The sequence below is a fragment of the Streptomyces sp. YJ-C3 genome, from assembly GCF_053891275.1.
The window spans coordinates 8,543,652-8,560,519 of record NZ_CM132685.1; the positions used below are offsets into that span (position 1 = coordinate 8,543,652).

Here is a 16,868-nt window from a genome sequence, read left to right on the forward strand (position 1 = left end):
TGAATGAACACGCTGACCAACACCGCCCACCTCGTCGAGATCCCGGGGTTCCCGCCCTACGACCCCACGGACCCGGTGGAGAACGCCGTCATCACGCGCCTGGCGGGCAACTGGCACCGCCGTGCGACCGTCAAGCGTCAAGAGCCCCGGCTCGAGGACCTCTTCGACCCGGACCGCCCGGAGTACCCCGAGCGGATCGTGCCCTTCGCCGGGCACCCCGTCTGGGAGGGGCTGCCGCCCGAGGTGCGCAGCTCGATGCTGACCTGGGCCTGGCTCGCCTACAACCGGCACACCATCATGGCGGAGCAGCGCATCGCCAATCCCGCCTTCGCGTACGTCATCGAGGGCGAGTTCCCGTCCCTGGGCGGGCCGGCCCTGGAGGCATCGCTCGCCCAGGCCATGGTGGACGAGCAGTACCACACGCTGATGCACCTCAACGCCAGCGCGATCGCCCGGCACGAGCGCGGCATCTCGCTGCCCGACACCGTGCTGCCCGCCCCGCACATCGTGCGGCGACACGAGGAACTGCGGGCCGACTGCTCCGAGTCCTGGCAGCGCAAGCTCACCACGCTCGCCTTCGCGACCGTGTCCGAGACGTCGATCAGCGCGTATCTGCATCTGCTCGCCGACGACCCGGACATCCAGGAGATCAACTCGACGACGGTGAAGCTGCACAACCGCGACGAGATCTGCCACTCCTCGATCACCGGTGAACTCGCCAAGACCGTCTACGACTTCCTCGACAAGAAGCAGCGACGGTTCTTCGTCGACACGATGCTCACCGGCCTGGAGGCCTTCGTCGCCAACGACTACCGCACCTGGGAGCACATCCTCGCGCTGCACGGTGTCGCCGGCGCCGACCGCATGATCGACGAGGTCCGGCACGACGCACGGCGCACCAATCTGGTGCGCGACTTCAGCGGACTGCGCGGTCTGCTGTCCGAGATGGACCTGCTGGGCGAGATCGACTGGCCCTGGCAGGACGAGACCGAGGAGCGGTAGCACGTGTTCTCCACCTATCGACAGCTGTTCACCGAGCCGCGCGTCCGTCCCCTCATGGTGATCGGCCTGCTGGCCAAGATGCCGGGACTCGGCATCTCCTCGGTGCTGATCCTGCACACCGTCGGCAACCTGGACCGCGGATTCGCCGCGGGCAGTCTGGTCGCCGCGGTCTGGACGGCGGGTGCCGGTCTCGGCGCGCCCCTTCAGGGCCGCGGACTCGACCGGCACGGCCTGCGCCGGCTGCTCGGCCTGCTGGTCCTCGCGCAGGCCCTGTTCTGGGGGCTCGCCCATCTCCTGCCGTACCCGGCGCTGCTGGTCACGGCCTTCTTCGGCGGGCTGACCACGCTGCCCGCCTTCACCGTGATCCGGCTCGCCCTGGCCGGCCTGGTCACCGAGGAGAACCGGCACACCGCCTACGCGGTCGAGGCGATGACCACCGACATCGCCTACATGGCCGGACCCTCCATCGGCATCCTGCTCGCCTCGATGGCCTCCGCCACGGTGGCGTTCCTCGTGATGGGCGCGCTGCTCTTCCTGGCGGGCTGCGCCTACCTGTGGCTCAACCCGCCGCTGCAGCAGGCCCGTCCCGCCGACGGACCGAAGCCCGCCGCGCGCCACTGGCTGTCGGCCCGCATGGTGTGCGCGCTCGGCGTCACCGTCGCCTCCTCGGTCGCCGTGGTCGGCTTCGAGGTGGCCGCGGTCGGCACGCTCCAGCGGCACGGCCAGCTCGCCTGGAGCTGGCTGCTGCTGGTCCTCGCCGGCGTCGCCTCCGTGGCCGGCGGCTTCCTCTACGGCGCGCTGCGCCGTCCGCCCTCGGTCTTCATGGTGACCGCGGCCCTCGGCCTGCTGTGCCTGCCGATCGGTCTGGCGTCCCAGTGGTACTGGCTGTGCCTGATCGCCGTCCCGGCCAACCTGTTCGTCGCCCCGGCGCTGTCGGCGAGCGCGAGCGCGGTGAGCCGGCTGGCGCCCGACGACAGCAAGGGCGTGGCGATGGGCACCTATGCCAGCGCCCTCCTCATCGGCAACGTGATCGGCTCGCCGCTGGCCGGCACCTTCCTGGACCACGGCGGCCCCGTCGCCGCGTTCACCGCCGTCGGCGTGGCCACCGCCGGTCTCACGGCCCTCGCGTGGCTGTGCGACAGCCGTCTGCACGCCCGGCAGGCCCGGACCGACGCCGCCGCCGTACCGGCCGACACACTCCAGACCTCGGGAGTCCCGCAGTGAAGATCGCGATCATCGACGGTTACTCCACCGGCAGCCTGCTGGTGGACAAGCTCCGGCAGCGGGGCGTGGAGTGCGTGCACCTGCGCAGCCAGGAGATACCCCCGGCCCGGCTGCAGCCGTCCTTCGTCCCCGGCTCCTACACCCACGACCTCGGTCACTTCGCCGACCGGGCCGACGCGGTCCGGGCCCTGAAGGAGGCGCGCGTCGACCGGGTGGTCGCCGGCGCGGAGTGCGGGGTCGTGCTCGCCGACACCCTCGCCCACGAACTGGGCCTGCCCGGGAACGAGTTCACGGGCGTCGAGGCCCGGCGGGACAAGTACGCCATGGCCGAGCGCCTGGCCGCCGCCGGCCTGGCCGCCCCGACGAGCCTGCGCGCCACCGACCCGGAGACGGCCGTCGACTGGGCGCGGGCCGCCGGAACCACCGTCGTCGTCAAGCCCGCCGCCAGCGCCGGCACCGACAACGTGCACATCTGCTCCACCGCCGCCGAGGTGCGCGCCGCGGTCACCGCGGTCCTGTCCGGCGTCGACTACTTCGGCAATCCGAATCCGTCGGCCGTCGTGCAGAAGTACCTGGTCGGCACCGAGTACATCGTGAACACCGTCGCGGTGGACGGCGTACAGAAGGTCTCCGACGTCTGGCTGTCGGAGAAGACCGCGGGCCCCGACGGCGCGCCGCTCTACGACCACCAGCAGCCGTTGCCGATGCACGACCCGCGCGTGCCCGAGCTCGTCGACTACGTGGTGTCCGCCGTCGCCGCCCTGGGCATCACCGACGGCGCCGCGCACAGCGAGGTGATGCTCACCGCCGACGGCCCCGTGCTGATCGAGACGGGCGCGCGGCTCATGGGCGCCGTGCTGCCCGACGTCCTGGAGCGGTACTCCGGCACCTCGCACGTCGAGCTGCTGGCGCTCGCGCTCACCGACCCGGCGGCCTTCCACGCCTTCCGCGATCACGACGTGCGCTGGAGCCGGACCGTACGCAACGTCTGGCTGATCAACGACCGTGCGGGCACCTCCGGCGCCTGGCACGACCGCTTCACCGCCCTGCCGTCCTACGACCGGCTGGTGACGGGCGTCCGCGAAGGCGCCGAGGTGCGGCGCACCGTCGACATGGCCAGCTCACCCGGTTTCGTCTCCCTGGTCGCGGACCGCGCGGCCGACCTCGACCGTGACCAGGCCGCGATCCGCGCCATGGAGGCGGCGGGTCTGTACACGGACCGGTAGCAGGACCGGCCGGAGCCGCGCTGTAAGCCGGCTTGAACCGCGCTTGAGAAGCGCCTCCTACCGTCCCCACTCAGTGACGCCCTCGGCCCGAGGCCGACTGTGGCCGCTCGTTCCCGCCCGAACCCTCTGTGTCCCGGTTCGAAGATTGGATGTGTTTTTCTGGTGCTGATCAGCCGCAACGAAGGCAGCCGCTCGTGGCGCGAGGTCAGGGCGTCCTGCGCCGGCGTCGCCCGTGAGCTGCGGGCCCGCGGAGTCGACGGCTCCCACCGCGTCCTGCTGTCGGCCACGAACTCCACCGCCTCGGTGCTGACCACGTTCGCCCTGATGGAACTGGGCGTCTCCGTCGGCCTCGTGGACCGCGGAGTCACGCCCAACCAGTTCGCCCGCCTGGTCGAGGAGGCGAACGCCGACTTCTTCGTGTCCGACCACGAGGCGGAACAGGCCGCCTTCACCAGGCTCGACGCGACCTGGATCCCCCTGAAGGCGCTGGACGACGCGGCGGCGCACCCCACGGACGAGGTCAGCGAGCTGTCCTTCGACCGCTGGGCCGGGCGCGCCGACGCGCTGATCGTGTGGACGTCCGGCAGCCTCGGCCGCCCCAAGGGCGTGGTCCGCTCCGGCGGTTCGGTGCTGGCCAACGTCCAGCGCACCCAGGACCGCATGCGGTACACCGAGGACGACGTCCTGCTGCCGCTGCTGCCCTTCACCCACCAGTACGGCCTGTCCATCCTGCTGCTGTGGTGGCAGGCGAAGGCCTCCCTGGTGCTGCTGCCGAGCCGGCGCACCGACCTCGCCCTGGAGGCCGTCGTCGACCTGGGCGTCACCGTCGTGGACTCCGTGCCCGCCGTGTACGAGGGCGTGCTGCGGCTGCTGGACCGGGGCCGGACCAGCACCAGCCTGCTGGAGTCGGTGCGCATGTGGTGCGTCGGCGGGGAACCGCTCCAGGACGACCTGCAACGCCGCTTCACCGAGACGCTCGGCAAGCCCCTGCTCGACGGCTACGGCAGCTCCGAGGCCGGCAACATCGCCCTGGCCTCGGCCGACAACCCGTACCACTGCGGCCGCGCGCTCGACGGCATCACCGTGACCGTCGTCGACGACGAGGGCCGCCCGCTGCCCGCCGGAGAGGTCGGCGAGGTCGTCGTCCACACGCCGGACCTGATGGTCGGCATGCTGGAGCCGGGCGGCCGGGTGCGCGAGCACCAGCGCACCGTCCACCGCACCCAGGACCTCGGCCGGCTCGACGAGGACGGGAACCTGCGGGTCCTCGGCCGCAAGGCCGCCGTGCACCGTTTCGGCAACACGCTCTACCCGGACGCCATCACCGCCAAGGCCAGCGAGTGCGGCCGCCCGGTGCGGGTGGTGCCCGTGGAGAACGGCCGCTTCGGCACCGACCTCGTCTTCGTCGTCGCCGACCCGGAGGGGCAGCCGGCCGCCCACTGGCGGCGCGTCTTCGCCGGACTGGTCGCCGAGTACGAACAGCCCAACAAGGTGCTGGTGGTACCCGAGTTCCCCGAGCACACCAACGGCAAGGCCAACCTGACCGCGCTGCGCTACATGGCGCAGGCCGCACTGCGCAAGGGCGCCGAGCAGCCCGGGGAGAAGGCGAAGGAGGCCGCGTCCACCGGCCCGGCGATCCCCTTCGCCGACCGCATCACCGTGCTGCAGGACGTGGCCCGGCTGCTGAGCGAGCGCCGCGCGGAGGTGCTCAACATCCTCACCGAGGTCTCCCACCACCGTACGGCCGCGGACGAGATCGACGCCTCGATCGAGGCCCTGGAGGGTGCTGTCGCCGAGGTGTCCCGGCACAGTCCGCCCGCGGCCCGCCAGATCGCCGTGCTCATGCCGTCGAACATCCCGTTGTACGGCTACATCCTCTACGTCGTCATCCCCAGCCTGTACGGGCAGCGCATCGTCTTCCGGCCCTCGCGGATGATCGACGCGCAGACCCGCGCCCTGCACAAACTGCTCTCCACGGTCCACAGCCTGCCGCTCGAACTCGACGGCAGCGGGCAGCGCGAGTTCCTGGACAACGTCGGCAAGAAGTCCGACGTCCTGGTCTTCACCGGGTCCTACGAGAACGCCGAGCAGATCCGTGAACAGCTGCCCCGCGAGACCGTGTTCTGCTTCTTCGGACAGGGCATCAACCCGTTCGTGGTGGGCACCGACGCCGACCTGAACCGGGCGGTGGACGGTCTGATCCGGGTCCGCATGCTGAACTCCGGGCAGGACTGCTTCGGCCCGGACGTCGCCTTCGTCCACACCTCGGTGAGCGCGCAGTTCTGCAATCTGCTCACCCGCCGCGTCGAGGCCCTGCGCCACGGGAGCCCGCACGACGCCACCGCCGACTACAGCGGCATGTTCTACGAAGAGGCCTTCGACGCCACCCTGAACTACCTGCGCGAGAAGCGGGAGTTCGTCGCCGCCGGCGGCCGGATCGACTTCGTCGACCGCCATGTGCGGCCCACCGTGCTGATCCACCCGACGGACAGCCAGTTCCTGCCCCCGGAGATGTTCGCCCCGGTCTTCAACGTGGTGCCCTTCTCCTCCGCGGAGGAGCTCGCCGAGCTGCTGCGCCACCCGTACTACGCGGAACGCGCCATGGCCGCCTCGGTGTTCGGTTCCCTGCCGGGCATCGTCGAGTCCCTGCGCGAGCGCCACATGGTGAGCGTCGACGAGACGCTGATCGAGATCGAGGACGGCAACAAGCCGTTCGGCGGCCGCGGCATCCGCGCCAACTACGTCTGTGTGGACCGCAAACGGCACGCGGAACCACTGCTGCTGTCGAAGGCCGTCGCCGACCACCTCCCGGGAAAGTCATGAGCACCAGCAACGCACCCACCGCGGCCGCCGCCTGGGCGACCGCCGCATCCGTCCTGACCGCCTCCGGTGTCCGCACCGTCTTCGGCCTGCCCGGCGACGACATGTACGCCCTCCAGGCCGCGCACGACGCCGAGATCCGCTTCGTGCTCTGCCGCGACCAGCGCAACGCCGTGTTCGCCGCGACCGGGTACGCCATCCAGTCCGGCGAACCGGGCGTCGCCGTGGTCGGCAAGGGCCCCGCGGTCACCAACACCGTCACGGGCCTGCTCGAGGCCGCCGCCTCCGCGGCCCCGCTGCTGCTGCTCGCGGGCGGCACCGGCGCGCAGCACCGCGGCAGCGGCGCCTTCCAGGAGCTCGACCAGCTCGCGGTCGTCGCCCCGCTGGTGAAGTACGCGGCCCGCGTCGACCATCCCGACCGGCTGGTGCCGACCTTGCAGCGGGCCCTGCTGATCGCCCGGCACGAGCGCGGCCCGGTCTATGTGGAACTGCCCGAGCAGCTGCTCGCCGAGGCCACCGCCGCGGCCCCCGAGGCCCTGGCCGCGCCGGCCGTCGCGGAGACGGCCCACGAGGTCGCCGCTCCCGTCGGCTCCGCCGCGCTGGACGCCCTGCGCACCGCCCGTCGCCCGGTGCTGGTGGTCGGCGGCGGTATGCGGCACGCCAACACCGACGGTGCGGTGGAGCGGCTGGCCGAGCGGCTCGGCGCCGCGATCGTCAGCACCGCCTCCGGCCGGGGCGCCGTCGACGAGGACCACCCGCACTTCTGCGGTCTGACCGGCCTGTACACCCCCGAGGCGGCGGCCGGGCTGTGGGCCGAGGCCGACTGCGTGGTGGCGCTCGGCAGCCGTCTGGAGGAGACGGCCACCTTCCAGTGGCCACAAGCCGTCGGGCGCGGGATCCCGGTCGTCCAGGTCAACATGGCGGCCGCCGACTTCGCGACCGCGTTCCAGGGCCCGAAGGTGCTGGCCGACGCCGGGCCGACCGTCCGGTCCTGGCTGGACCGGCTGCCCGAGCGGCCGGACGGCGGCCACTGGGCGCGCGCCGTGCACACCGAACTCGGCTCCGGGCACCGCGAGTTGCTGGCCGAACTGGCCGGCTCCCCGCAGCTGCACATCGCCGAGGTGCTGCGCGCCCTCGACGAGGAGCTGCCCGCCGATCGCATCCTGGTGCAGGAGAACGGCCTGCAGGACATGTGGTCGTACCAGTACCCGCTCTACTCCTGTGCGGCGGGCGCCGGATCCGTCGTGCCGTCGGAGCAGACCTCGCTGGGCTTCGGCGCCGCGGCCGCGCTCGGCGTCAAGCTCGCCGCACCCGGGCGGCCGGTCGTCGCCTTCGTCGGCGACGGCGCCTTCGCCATGGCCGGCGCCGACCTGCCCACCGCGGTCGCCCACAGCGGAGGCCTGCTCTACGTCGTGCTGCGCAACGGCGGCTACGGCTGGCTGCAGGTCCAGCTCGACCAGCGGCCGGAGCCGCTCGGCGACCACGCCTTCGTCGACCCCGAGACCGTCCGCGCCGAGGCGCCGGCCCTGCCGGGACTGCATCAGGTGACCGTGCGGGACAAGGCGTCCCTGGCCGGGGACGTGGCACGGGCCTGGGAGAAGTGCGCGGCCGGCGAGGTCGTCGTCCTCAACGTGCCGGTGCGCCTGGCCGACGCGATGTTCGGCGCCGACGTGGCCGGCGGGGACTTCCCCGTACTGCCGGGCGGTGAGTGAGCATGCCCGCCCACCGCAGGGTCGTCATCACCGGCTGGGGTGCCGTCACCCCCCTCGGCCTGAGCGTCGAGGAGACCTGGTCCGCGCTGATCGCCGGACGCAGCGGCATCGCGCCACTCACCGGGGTCGACACGACGGACCTCGCCACCCGCTTCGGCGGCGAGGTCAAGGGCTTCGATCCGTCCCGCCACCTCAAGCCCCCGCAGGCCCGCCGCATGGACCCGTACGCCCAGTACGCCTACGCGGCGGCCGCCGAGGCCGTGCAGCAGGCGCGCCTGGACCTGGACAAGGAGCAGGGGCAGCGCGCCGGGGTGCTGATCGGCAGCGGCTACGGCCCGATGTCCGCGCACGCCCGGCACTTCGCCGGCCTCGACGCCCACGGCCCGCGGCGGGTCAGCCCGTTCGCCCAGATCACCGGCGCCATGGACAGCGCCGCCTGCGAGATCAGCTTCCGGTACGGGATCACCGGCCCGACCCGCGCTCTGAGCACCGCCTGCGCCTCCGGCGCCGACGCCATCGGCGAGGCGGCCCGCTGGATCCGGCACGGCACCGTCGACGTGGCCGTCGCGGGCGGCGCCGAGCACATCCTCACCCGGCTCGACCTGGCCTCCAGCGGCAACGCCCGCGCCCTGTCGACCCGCAACGACGCCCCGCAGGAGGCCTCCCGCCCCTTCGACGCCGACCGGGACGGGTTCGTGATGAGTGCCGGTGCCGGAGTTCTGGTCCTGGAGTCCGAGGAGCGCGCCCTGGCCCGCGGCGCGACGATCCTCGCCGAGGTCGCCGGCTACGCCGCGACCTCCGACGCCCACCACTGGACCGCTCCCCACCCCGAGGGCCGTGGCGCCCGGACGGCGATGACCGCCGCTCTCGCCGACGCCGGCCTGACCCCCGCCGACGTCGACTACGTCAACGCCCACGGCACCTCCACCCAGGCCAACGACGCCGGTGAGACAGCGGCGATCCGGGCCGTCCTCGGCGAGCACGCCGAGCGGATCCCGATCAGCTCCACGAAGTCGATGACCGGGCACATGATCGGGGCCGCGGGCGCCGTCGAGGCCATCGTCGCCGGCCTCGCCGTCCGGCACGGAGTGGTGCCGCCGACGGTCAACTGCCACCGTCCCGTCGACCCGGACCTGAACTTCGTCCCGCACACCGCGCAGAAGCACCGCGTCGACGTGGCGATGAGCAACTCCTTCGGTTTCGGCGGGCACAACGCCGTTCTCGTCCTGCGTGCCTGGGAGGCCCACAGTGAGCACTGACGACACGACGCTGCCCGCCTACGGAATGCCGTTGCGCGCGCTGGCCAACGGCGAGGTGGACGCCGACGGCCATCTGCGCCGCAACCCCGCCGAGCTGCCGTGGAACCTGTTCCGCGTGCAGGGCCCGCTCGACGCCGGCCGCCTCGCCACGGCGGTCGAGCAGGTCACTCTCGCCACGGACGTCCTGCACCTGCGGCTGCGCTCCACTCCGGGCGGGCCGCGGCTGGTGCGCCGGGCGCCCGCCGCCCTGAAACTGGAGACCGTCGAGGTGACGGCCGCCGTGACCGACGGACGGCTCAGCGCGGAGGCGGCCGCCGTCCTCGCGCCGGTCTTCTTCGACAAGCCCGACCTGCGCCACGACCCCGTCGGCCGGATCCTCCTCGTGCGGGGTGACGACGGCGAGCAGCTGCTCGCGTTCGCCTTCGACCACTCCGTCCTGGACGGCTGGGCCCTCGGTCTGCTCACCCGGGCCGTCGCCACCGCCTACCGCAGCGGCGGCCACAGCCCGCGCGGGCGCGGCTTCGCCGACTTCGTGACCGGCCTGCCCGACGAGCGGACCCGCGAGGAGAGCCTGGCCCGCTGGCAGGACCTGCTCGCCCCCCACCCGCTGCCCGACCCGCCGCTGGGGCTGCCCGGCGCCGCCCAGGAGCCGCCCGCGTCCTACGTGAGCGACGGCCACTTCGACGGGCCGCTGCCCGAGCGGCTGGCCGCCGACCTGACCGCGGCCGCCGCCGGCACCGGACTGAGCCGCGCCGAGCTGCTGTTCGCCGCGACCGCCCTGGCCGCCGAGCTGTGGGCCGCGGGACCGCAGCCGCTGCTCAGCCTCCGGCACGGGCACACCCGCCCGGAGGACGTGCTGGTCATCGGCCCTCTCGTCGAACCCTGCGTCCTGCTGCCGCCGGACCCCGCGCCCCCGACCGTCGGAGCCTGGCTGGCCGCGCACAGCCGGACCAACGCCGCGCTGCCGCCCACGTACGGCCGCTCGATCCGTGAGGTCGCCCCGCTCGCGCCCCGCAACATCGGCGTGAACGTGCTGCCGCCCGCGCGGCCGCTGCCCCTCGGGCCCGGCGCCAGGGCGACGACCGCCTCGCGCACGTTCCTCGCCCCGCTGTGGCCGGACCAGCCGCCCGCCGAACCGTCGACCGCGGCGATCTGGCTGAACTACTACATGGACCGCCCGGACCGCGTCGAGGTGACGCTCAGCCACGACACACGCGTCGTACCGAGCCCCGGGCCGCTCCTCGACACCGTCCTCGCCGTGGTCGCCGCCGCCGCGCACGAACCGGACCTGCCCGTGGCGGATCTGCGCGCCCGCGCCGGGGACGGTGCCCCGTGACGGGCCTGCTGGCCGGCCGGACGATCCTGGTCACCGGCGTCCTCACCGACCGCTCCATCGCCTTCCACGTGGCACGGGCCGCGCAGGAGCAGGGCGCACGGGTCGTGCTGACCGGATACGGCCGCGTCTCCCTGGTCGAGCGCATCGCCCGCCGGCTGCCGGAGCCCGCCCCGGTGATCGAGCTGGACGTCACCGACGACAGGCAGCTGGCCACGCTCGCGGATCGGCTGCGCGCCCATACCGACCGCATCGACGGCGTCCTGCACGCCGTGGCCTTCGCACCGCCCGGCGCGCTCGGCGGCGGCTTCCTGACCGCTCCCCGGCAGGACGCGGCCCGCGCCTTCGACGTCTCCGCGCTCTCCCTCCAGGCGCTGACCCGCGCGCTGCTCCCGCTCATGGCGCCGGGCGCGTCGGTGGTCGGCCTGGACTTCGACGCCCGTCAGGTGTGGGCGGGCTACGACTGGATGGGCGTGGCCAAGGCGGGGCTGGAGGCCTGCGCCCGGTATCTCGCCGCCTACCTCGGCGAGCAGGGGATCCGGGTCAATCTCGTCGCGGCCGGGCCGCTGCGCACCCTCGCCGGACGGGCCACCTACGACGAGGCCACCGATCCGGCCGAGGCCGAGGCCGACTGGGACAGGCGGGCGCCGCTGGGCTGGCGGTCCGACGACTGCACGCCGGTGGCGAAGGCCTGTGTGGCCCTCCTGTCGGACTGGTTCCCGGCCACCACCGGGGAGATCCTGCACGTCGACGGCGGGGCGCACGCCATCGGGGACGGAGGGGTCCGTGCACGACACGCACGCTGAAGTCCCGTCCTCCGTAGGCCCGTTCGAGGTCACCGCCGAGGCGATCGCCGAGTTCGCCGACGCGATCGGCGACCCGCACCCCGCGTACCGCAGCGCGGCGGCGGCCCAGGCGCTGGGCCACCCCGGCGTGATCGCCCCGCCCACCTTCACCGTGCGGCTGGCGGCCGGAGCCGAAGCGGCCGTGCTCGCCCGGCGCCCGCTCGGCCACGACTACACGTCGGCCCTCCACCTCGCGCAGGACTACCGTCACGACCGCCCCGTCCGCGGCGGTGACGTCCTCACCGCCCACGGCAGGCTCGTCGAGGCGCGGCAGGCGATGGGCGGCGCCCTGGCGACGGTGGAGGTGGAGATCCGCGACGTGGACGGCACCCGCGTCACGACGTCCACCGCCCGGATCCTCTCCCGCGAACCGCTGCCCGCGCCGACGCCCTACGAGGAACTCGCCGAGCTGATCGGGCGGGACGACTTCGTCTGCCTGGGCGGCAAGGCGGCCCTGCGCCGTGGGGCGGTCTCCCACCGTCACTGCGGCGCTCTGGGCACCTCGGCGGGCGTCCGCGACACTCTGGACGCACTGAGCGGGTTCCTGGAGTCGTTCGCACCGGACGGGCGGCGCCTCGCCTCCTTCGTAGCCACCTTCGACCCGCTGCCGGACACCACGGAGCACACCTTCGAAGCGGCCGTATGGCGTCATCTTCAGGCCCTGCACGACGCGGACGGCCCCCACTCGTGGAGCGAGCACTACGACGCCGACCCCGCCTCCCCCCGTTTCGCCTTCTCCGTGGGCGGCCACCCCCTCTTCGTGGTGGGCCTGCACCCCGGTGCGTCCCGCCCGAGCCGCCGCTCCGCCCGGCCGGCCCTGGTGTTCAACTCGCATCTGCAGTTCAACGCCATGGGGCGCACCTTCTTCCGGATGCGCAAGAAGATCAGGGAGCGTGACCTGGCCCTGCACGGCTCGGTCAACCCGAGCCTGCTCACGTACCGGGACGAGGCACGGCACTACAGCGGGCGGCTGACCGAACCGGAGTGGACCTGCCCCTTCAGCGGACAGCCCGAGGAGCGCGGCCAGTTCCAGGAACGCCGCCCGTCCCCGGAGCCGGCCCCCGGCGCCGGCTAGATCCCCCGCCCCAGCAGCCGCCCCGCGATCTCCATCCCGTCGGCCGAGATCTCCCGCCCGTCCTCGACGTCCCACAGCGCGTTCTGCAGCACCCGCCCCAGCGTCCACGCCCGGGCCCGCTCCCGGTCCAGGCCCAGCACCTGCGTCATCGCGTCGAACCGCCACCGCACCTCGTCCGCATCGAAGCGGTTGTCGAGCGCGGGCCACAGGTCGAAGCCCGGGTCCCCGGCCAGCGGCTTCGGGTCGATGGCGAGCCACGGCTCCCGCTCGCTCGCCAGCACGTTCTCGAAGTGCAGGTCCCAGTGCAGCAGCCGGTCCCCGGCCTCGTCCGCGACCTCGCGCACCGCCGCCGCGCAGGACGCCACGATCCCCCGCCGCACCGGATCGGCGATCCTCGGCAGCGCCCCCGGCACGTCCGCCAGCATCCGCGCCGCGATGTCCGCCAGGGTGCGCATCCCCTGCGGCGCGGGCCCGGCCGTGAGCCGTGCGAGCAGCTCGGCGATGACGAGGACGGCCTTGCGGGAGTCCTCCACGACGCTCAGCATCCGCCCGGAGTCGAGCCGTTCGAGCAGCATCGTGCCGGTCCCGGCGTCATGGTCGAGGAGCCGGACCGCGCCGTCCCCGCCCCACTCACGCAGCGCGACCGGCTCGCCCTCGGTCTCCTCGTCGAGGACCTGGAACTTCACCGCCGCGGGCACCCCGTCCGACCGCCGCACCACGGGCAGCACCAGCGCGGCCATCCCGTGCATGGCGGCGCCGTCGACCCGCAGGTCCCACCGCTCGACGAACTCCTCGATCCGGGCGGGCAGCGCCGCGATGAACGCGCGGCCGGCCTCCCCCGCGTACTCGTACTGCGACTCCACCAATCCGTCCGGAATGTCGATCACGTGCGCGACCCTACCGGCGTGCCTGAATCGACCATGCGTCATTTTTTCCGCCGCGCGGGCTCGTCCGTGTGGTCGTACCTGCGCAGCGCCCCCGGCACGTACCTCTGGCTGGCGGCGCTCTTCGTCACGACGGTCGCCGTGCACCACATGAGCCCGGAGTTCGAGCAGGACTTCCTGCGCCAGCGCTCCACGAACCTGCACGAACTGTCGAAGAACCCGATCCGGGTCCTGGTCTCCTCGGCGTTCTGGATCGACGGCAGCAGCTGGTGGCCGTACGCCGTGCTCTACACGGTCTTCCACGCGCAGGCGGAGCGCTGGCTCGGCACGGCCCGCTGGCTCGCGGTCGCCGCGGCCGCGCACACCCTCGCGACGCTGATCAGCGAGGGCGCCCTGCTGTGGGCGGTCCGGCACGGCCACGCGCCCACGTCCTCGGTGAACACCCTTGACGTCGGGGTGAGTTACGCGCTGGCGGGCGTCGTCGCGGTCCTCACGTACCGCATCGCGTCGCCCTGGCGGTACGCGTATCTGGCGGTGGTCCTCGTCGTCTACGGCGCTCCGCTCGTCACGGGCCGCACGTTCACCGACCTGGGCCACTTCACGTCGGTCCTGATCGGCCTGGCCTGCTACCCGCTGACGCGGGGCCGCGGCGAACCCTGGAACCCGCTGCGCCCGGCTAGGAGATCCCGGCCCGCTTGAGCACGGCCGCGAACGACGCCCGGTCGTACATCGCGTCCTCGCCGCCCCCGGCCTTCTTCCCGTCGATCGTCACGGCCGGCGTGCCCTGCACCCCGTCGTCGCGGAAGGCCCGCATCGCGTCGCCGACCCACTTCTCGTACGACCCGTCGCGCACGGCCTTGTCGAAGGCGGCGCCGCGCAGCCCGTCCACGGTGCCCGCGATCTTCAGCAGAAAGCCGTCCGTGTAGGCGTCGTCGGACTCGTCCTCGGGCTGGTTGGCGAAGACGGCGGCATGGAACTCGGCGAACCTGCCCGCGTCCACGGAGGCGCGCAGCGCGTTCGCCGCCTTCACCGAGCCCGAACCGCCCAGGTTCTTGTCGAGGAACGACGCGATCGTGTACTCGATCTTCACGTCACCGTCGGCCACCGGTCTCACCAGCGCCCGCGCGCCGCCCTCCTCGAACTTCTTGCAGAAAGGGCAGCGCGCGTCCTCGTACACCTTGACCGTGTGCGGCGCGTCCGCGTCGCCGACCGTGATGACGGCCCCGTCCGCGCGCGCGGGCAGCCCGGCGAGCCCGGCGGAGTCGTCGACGGCCCGCACCTCGGTGACCGTCTGCCGCGCCGGGCCCGAGGAAGAGCTGCCGCCGCCCGACGCGCAGGCCGCGAGCCCGGACCCGAGCCCCACCACGACCGCAGCCGTCACCGCACCCCGCACCGCGAGCCTCATACCAAATCCTCCTGAACCAGCCGGATCCGTCCAACCTACGCACGGCTCCGCCCGCGTCGGCCCGCCGAACGGCCCGACCCCGCGGGACCAACGCCCTCTCCCCCCTGCCGCGAACCCCGCCCCACGCAGTAACGTCCACCGCCATGAGCAGCGCGAACAGCATCAGCGGCGGGGGCGGCCCGGCCAACGGCGGCATATCGTTCTGGTACGCGGACGACGGCATCCCCCTCGCCCGCGAGCCCCTGTCGGGCGACGCGAGCGCCGACGTCGTCATCGTCGGCGGCGGCTACACGGGGCTGTGGACGGCGTACTACCTCAAGAAGGCCGCCCCCTTCCTCCGCATCACGGTCCTGGAGCAGAAGTTCTGCGGCTACGGCGCCTCCGGCCGCAACGGCGGCTGGCTCTACAACGGCATCGCGGGCCGCGACCGCTACGCCGCCCTGCACGGCCACGAGGCGGCGGCCCGCCTCCAGCAGGCGATGAACGACACGGTGACCGAGGTCATCGACGTGGCGAAGGCCGAATCCATCGACGCGGACATCCATCACGGCGGCGTCCTCGAAGTCGCTTACACACCGGCCCAGTTGGCCCGCCTCAAGGCCTTCCACGCCACGGAGCTCTCTTACGGCGAGAAGGACCGCACCCTGCACGGCGCCCGCGAGACGGCGGACCGGATCCGGGTGGCGGGCGCGGTCGGCTCCACCTGGACCCCGCACGGCGCGCGCCTGCACCCGGTGAAGCTCCTCAAGGGCCTGGCGCGGGCGGTCGAGGACCTCGGCGTGACGATCCACGAGTCGACGCCGGTCACCGAGATCAAGCCGAAGCACGCGGTCACCCCCTACGGCACGGTCCGCGCGCCGTACGTCCTGCGCTGCACGGAGGGCTTCACCGCCTCCCTCAAGGGCCAGCGCCGCACCTGGCTCCCGATGAACTCCTCGATGATCGCCACGGAGCCGCTGACGGCGGCCCAGTGGGAGTCGATCGGCTGGGAGGGCCGGGAGACCCTGGGCGACATGGCCCACGCCTACATGTACGCGCAGCGCACCGCGGACGACCGCATCGCGCTCGGCGGCCGCGGCTTCCCCTACCGCTTCGCCTCCCGCACGGACAGCGACGGCCGCACCCAGCCCCAGACGATCGAGGCCCTCACCGAGATCCTGACCCGCTTCTTCCCGCAGCTCACCGGGGTCGGGATCGCCCACGCCTGGTCCGGCGTCCTGGGCGTCCCGCGCGACTGGTGCGCCACGGTCACCCTGGACCGCTCGACGGGCCTCGGCTGGGCGGGCGGCTACGTCGGCTCGGGCGTCGCCACCACGAACCTGGCCGCCCGCACCCTGCGCGACCTGGTCCAGCAGGACTCCGGCCAGTCGGGCTCCACGGACCTCACCACCCTGCCCTGGGTCAACCACAAGGTCCGCAAGTGGGAGCCGGAGCCCTTCCGCTGGCTCGGCGTCCACGGCATGTACGCCACGTACTACGCGGCCGACCGCCGCGAACTCACCACGCACACCGCGGACTCCTCCCGCCTCGCGAAGGTCGCGGACCGGATCGCGGGACGCCACTGAAACCGCCTGCCACCTCCCGCGACAACCCCAAGTTGTCGCGGGGGTACGGCAGTTGTTGGCCGCCCCGCCCCCGCGGGCGCTTGACTGCGGGCATGAACACAGACCTCACCCCCAAGGCCGTCGTCATCCGCTACGTCGAAGCCGTCGCCGCCGGCGACCTGGCCGTCATCACCGACTCGTTCGCCGAGGACGCCGTCTGGATCTACCCCGGCCACGACCTGCCGCTCACCGGCACCTGGAAGGGCCGCGACACGATCATCGAGGACTTCCTCGGCAAGGCCACCGGCACCCTCTTCGCCCCCGGCTCCACCCCCACCGTCACCCTCACCGGCGTCATCGCCGAGGGCGACAAGGTCGTCGCCGAATGGCACGCCGAGGGCGACGCGGCCACCGGCAGGCGCTACGACAACCGCTGCCTCGGCGTCTACACCGTGCGCGACGGAAAGATCACCGAGGTACGGGAGTACGCGGACACCCGGCACGTGGGAGAGGTCCTGTTCGGCCTGTGACCGCCCGGG

The 16,868-nt window shown here is 73.1% G+C and carries 14 protein-coding genes; 12 read left to right on the forward strand and 2 right to left on the reverse strand.

Features of this window, described 5'->3' with window-relative positions:
* Window positions 1–3: 3 nt before the first annotated feature.
* From ACVHNB_RS38700 to gntA, 9 genes are all read left to right on the forward strand, one after another.
* Entirely contained in the window at window positions 4–1,002 is a 999-nt protein-coding gene (locus ACVHNB_RS38700) for an AurF N-oxygenase family protein (protein ID WP_428953916.1), read from the forward strand.
* Between the two features lie 3 nt (window positions 1,003–1,005).
* Window positions 1,006–2,226: an MFS transporter gene (locus tag ACVHNB_RS38705; RefSeq protein WP_428953915.1), complete on the forward strand. Its 1,221-nt coding sequence runs from the start codon at window positions 1,006–1,008 to the stop codon at window positions 2,224–2,226.
* Complete coding sequence (locus ACVHNB_RS38710) at window positions 2,223–3,452, forward strand: ATP-grasp domain-containing protein (protein ID WP_428953914.1); 1,230 nt, start codon at window positions 2,223–2,225, stop codon at window positions 3,450–3,452. Before ACVHNB_RS38705 ends, ACVHNB_RS38710 begins: the two co-directional genes overlap by 4 nt.
* Window positions 3,453–3,614: 162 nt before the next feature.
* Window positions 3,615–6,275: an aldehyde dehydrogenase family protein gene (locus ACVHNB_RS38715; protein ID WP_428953913.1), complete on the forward strand. Its 2,661-nt coding sequence runs from the start codon at window positions 3,615–3,617 to the stop codon at window positions 6,273–6,275.
* The gene (locus ACVHNB_RS38720; RefSeq protein ID WP_456226970.1) at window positions 6,272–7,984 is read left to right on the forward strand and encodes a thiamine pyrophosphate-binding protein; all 1,713 of its coding nucleotides are present in this window, start codon (window positions 6,272–6,274) and stop codon (window positions 7,982–7,984) included. The genes ACVHNB_RS38715 and ACVHNB_RS38720 overlap by 4 nt, the downstream gene beginning before the upstream one ends.
* 2 nt (window positions 7,985–7,986) lie before the next feature.
* The gene (fabF, locus tag ACVHNB_RS38725) at window positions 7,987–9,243 is read left to right on the forward strand and encodes a beta-ketoacyl-ACP synthase II (protein ID WP_456226971.1); all 1,257 of its coding nucleotides are present in this window, start codon (window positions 7,987–7,989) and stop codon (window positions 9,241–9,243) included.
* Complete coding sequence (locus tag ACVHNB_RS38730; RefSeq protein WP_456226972.1) at window positions 9,233–10,579, forward strand: condensation domain-containing protein; 1,347 nt, start codon at window positions 9,233–9,235, stop codon at window positions 10,577–10,579. Before fabF ends, ACVHNB_RS38730 begins: the two co-directional genes overlap by 11 nt.
* Window positions 10,576–11,382 (forward strand): enoyl-ACP reductase FabI, encoded by an 807-nt coding sequence (gene fabI, locus ACVHNB_RS38735; protein WP_428953909.1) that lies wholly within the window; start codon window positions 10,576–10,578, stop codon window positions 11,380–11,382. The genes ACVHNB_RS38730 and fabI overlap by 4 nt, the downstream gene beginning before the upstream one ends.
* Entirely contained in the window at window positions 11,363–12,496 is a 1,134-nt protein-coding gene (gene gntA / locus ACVHNB_RS38740; RefSeq protein ID WP_456226973.1) for a guanitoxin biosynthesis heme-dependent pre-guanitoxin N-hydroxylase GntA, read from the forward strand. Before fabI ends, gntA begins: the two co-directional genes overlap by 20 nt.
* On the opposite strand, the gene ACVHNB_RS38745 is transcribed toward gntA, so the two are convergent.
* Window positions 12,493–13,383: an aminoglycoside phosphotransferase family protein gene (locus ACVHNB_RS38745; RefSeq protein ID WP_456226974.1), complete on the reverse strand. Its 891-nt coding sequence runs from the start codon at window positions 13,381–13,383 to the stop codon at window positions 12,493–12,495. The two genes, gntA and ACVHNB_RS38745, sit on opposite strands and share 4 nt — an antisense overlap.
* Window positions 13,384–13,416: 33 nt before the next feature.
* Here ACVHNB_RS38745 and ACVHNB_RS38750 point away from each other — a divergent pair, with 33 nt between their 5' ends.
* Entirely contained in the window at window positions 13,417–14,079 is a 663-nt protein-coding gene (locus ACVHNB_RS38750) for a rhomboid-like protein (protein WP_428953906.1), read from the forward strand.
* Here ACVHNB_RS38750 and ACVHNB_RS38755 read toward each other — a convergent pair.
* Complete coding sequence (locus ACVHNB_RS38755) at window positions 14,057–14,785, reverse strand: DsbA family protein (protein ID WP_428953905.1); 729 nt, start codon at window positions 14,783–14,785, stop codon at window positions 14,057–14,059. The two genes, ACVHNB_RS38750 and ACVHNB_RS38755, sit on opposite strands and share 23 nt — an antisense overlap.
* 143 nt (window positions 14,786–14,928) lie before the next feature.
* Here ACVHNB_RS38755 and ACVHNB_RS38760 point away from each other — a divergent pair, with 143 nt between their 5' ends.
* Complete coding sequence (locus tag ACVHNB_RS38760; RefSeq protein ID WP_428953904.1) at window positions 14,929–16,350, forward strand: NAD(P)/FAD-dependent oxidoreductase; 1,422 nt, start codon at window positions 14,929–14,931, stop codon at window positions 16,348–16,350.
* A gap of 92 nt (window positions 16,351–16,442) precedes the next feature.
* Window positions 16,443–16,859, forward strand: a complete 417-nt coding sequence (locus ACVHNB_RS38765; protein ID WP_456226975.1) for a nuclear transport factor 2 family protein — start codon at window positions 16,443–16,445, stop codon at window positions 16,857–16,859.
* The last annotated feature ends 9 nt before the right edge of the window (window positions 16,860–16,868 follow it).

Excerpts from the sequence above, each read along its gene's own strand:
- fabF (WP_456226971.1), top strand. The coding sequence starts at position 7,987 with ATGCCCGCCCACCGCAGGGTCGTCATCACCGGCTGGGGTGCCGTCACC.
- ACVHNB_RS38700 (WP_428953916.1), top strand. The coding sequence starts at position 4 with ATGAACACGCTGACCAACACCGCCCACCTCGTCGAGATCCCGGGGTTC.
- ACVHNB_RS38750 (WP_428953906.1), top strand. The coding sequence starts at position 13,417 with ATGCGTCATTTTTTCCGCCGCGCGGGCTCGTCCGTGTGGTCGTACCTG.
- ACVHNB_RS38765 (WP_456226975.1), top strand. The coding sequence starts at position 16,443 with ATGAACACAGACCTCACCCCCAAGGCCGTCGTCATCCGCTACGTCGAA.
- ACVHNB_RS38755 (WP_428953905.1), bottom strand. The coding sequence starts at position 14,785 with ATGAGGCTCGCGGTGCGGGGTGCGGTGACGGCTGCGGTCGTGGTGGGG.
- ACVHNB_RS38760 (WP_428953904.1), top strand. The coding sequence starts at position 14,929 with ATGAGCAGCGCGAACAGCATCAGCGGCGGGGGCGGCCCGGCCAACGGC.
- ACVHNB_RS38720 (WP_456226970.1), top strand. The coding sequence starts at position 6,272 with ATGAGCACCAGCAACGCACCCACCGCGGCCGCCGCCTGGGCGACCGCC.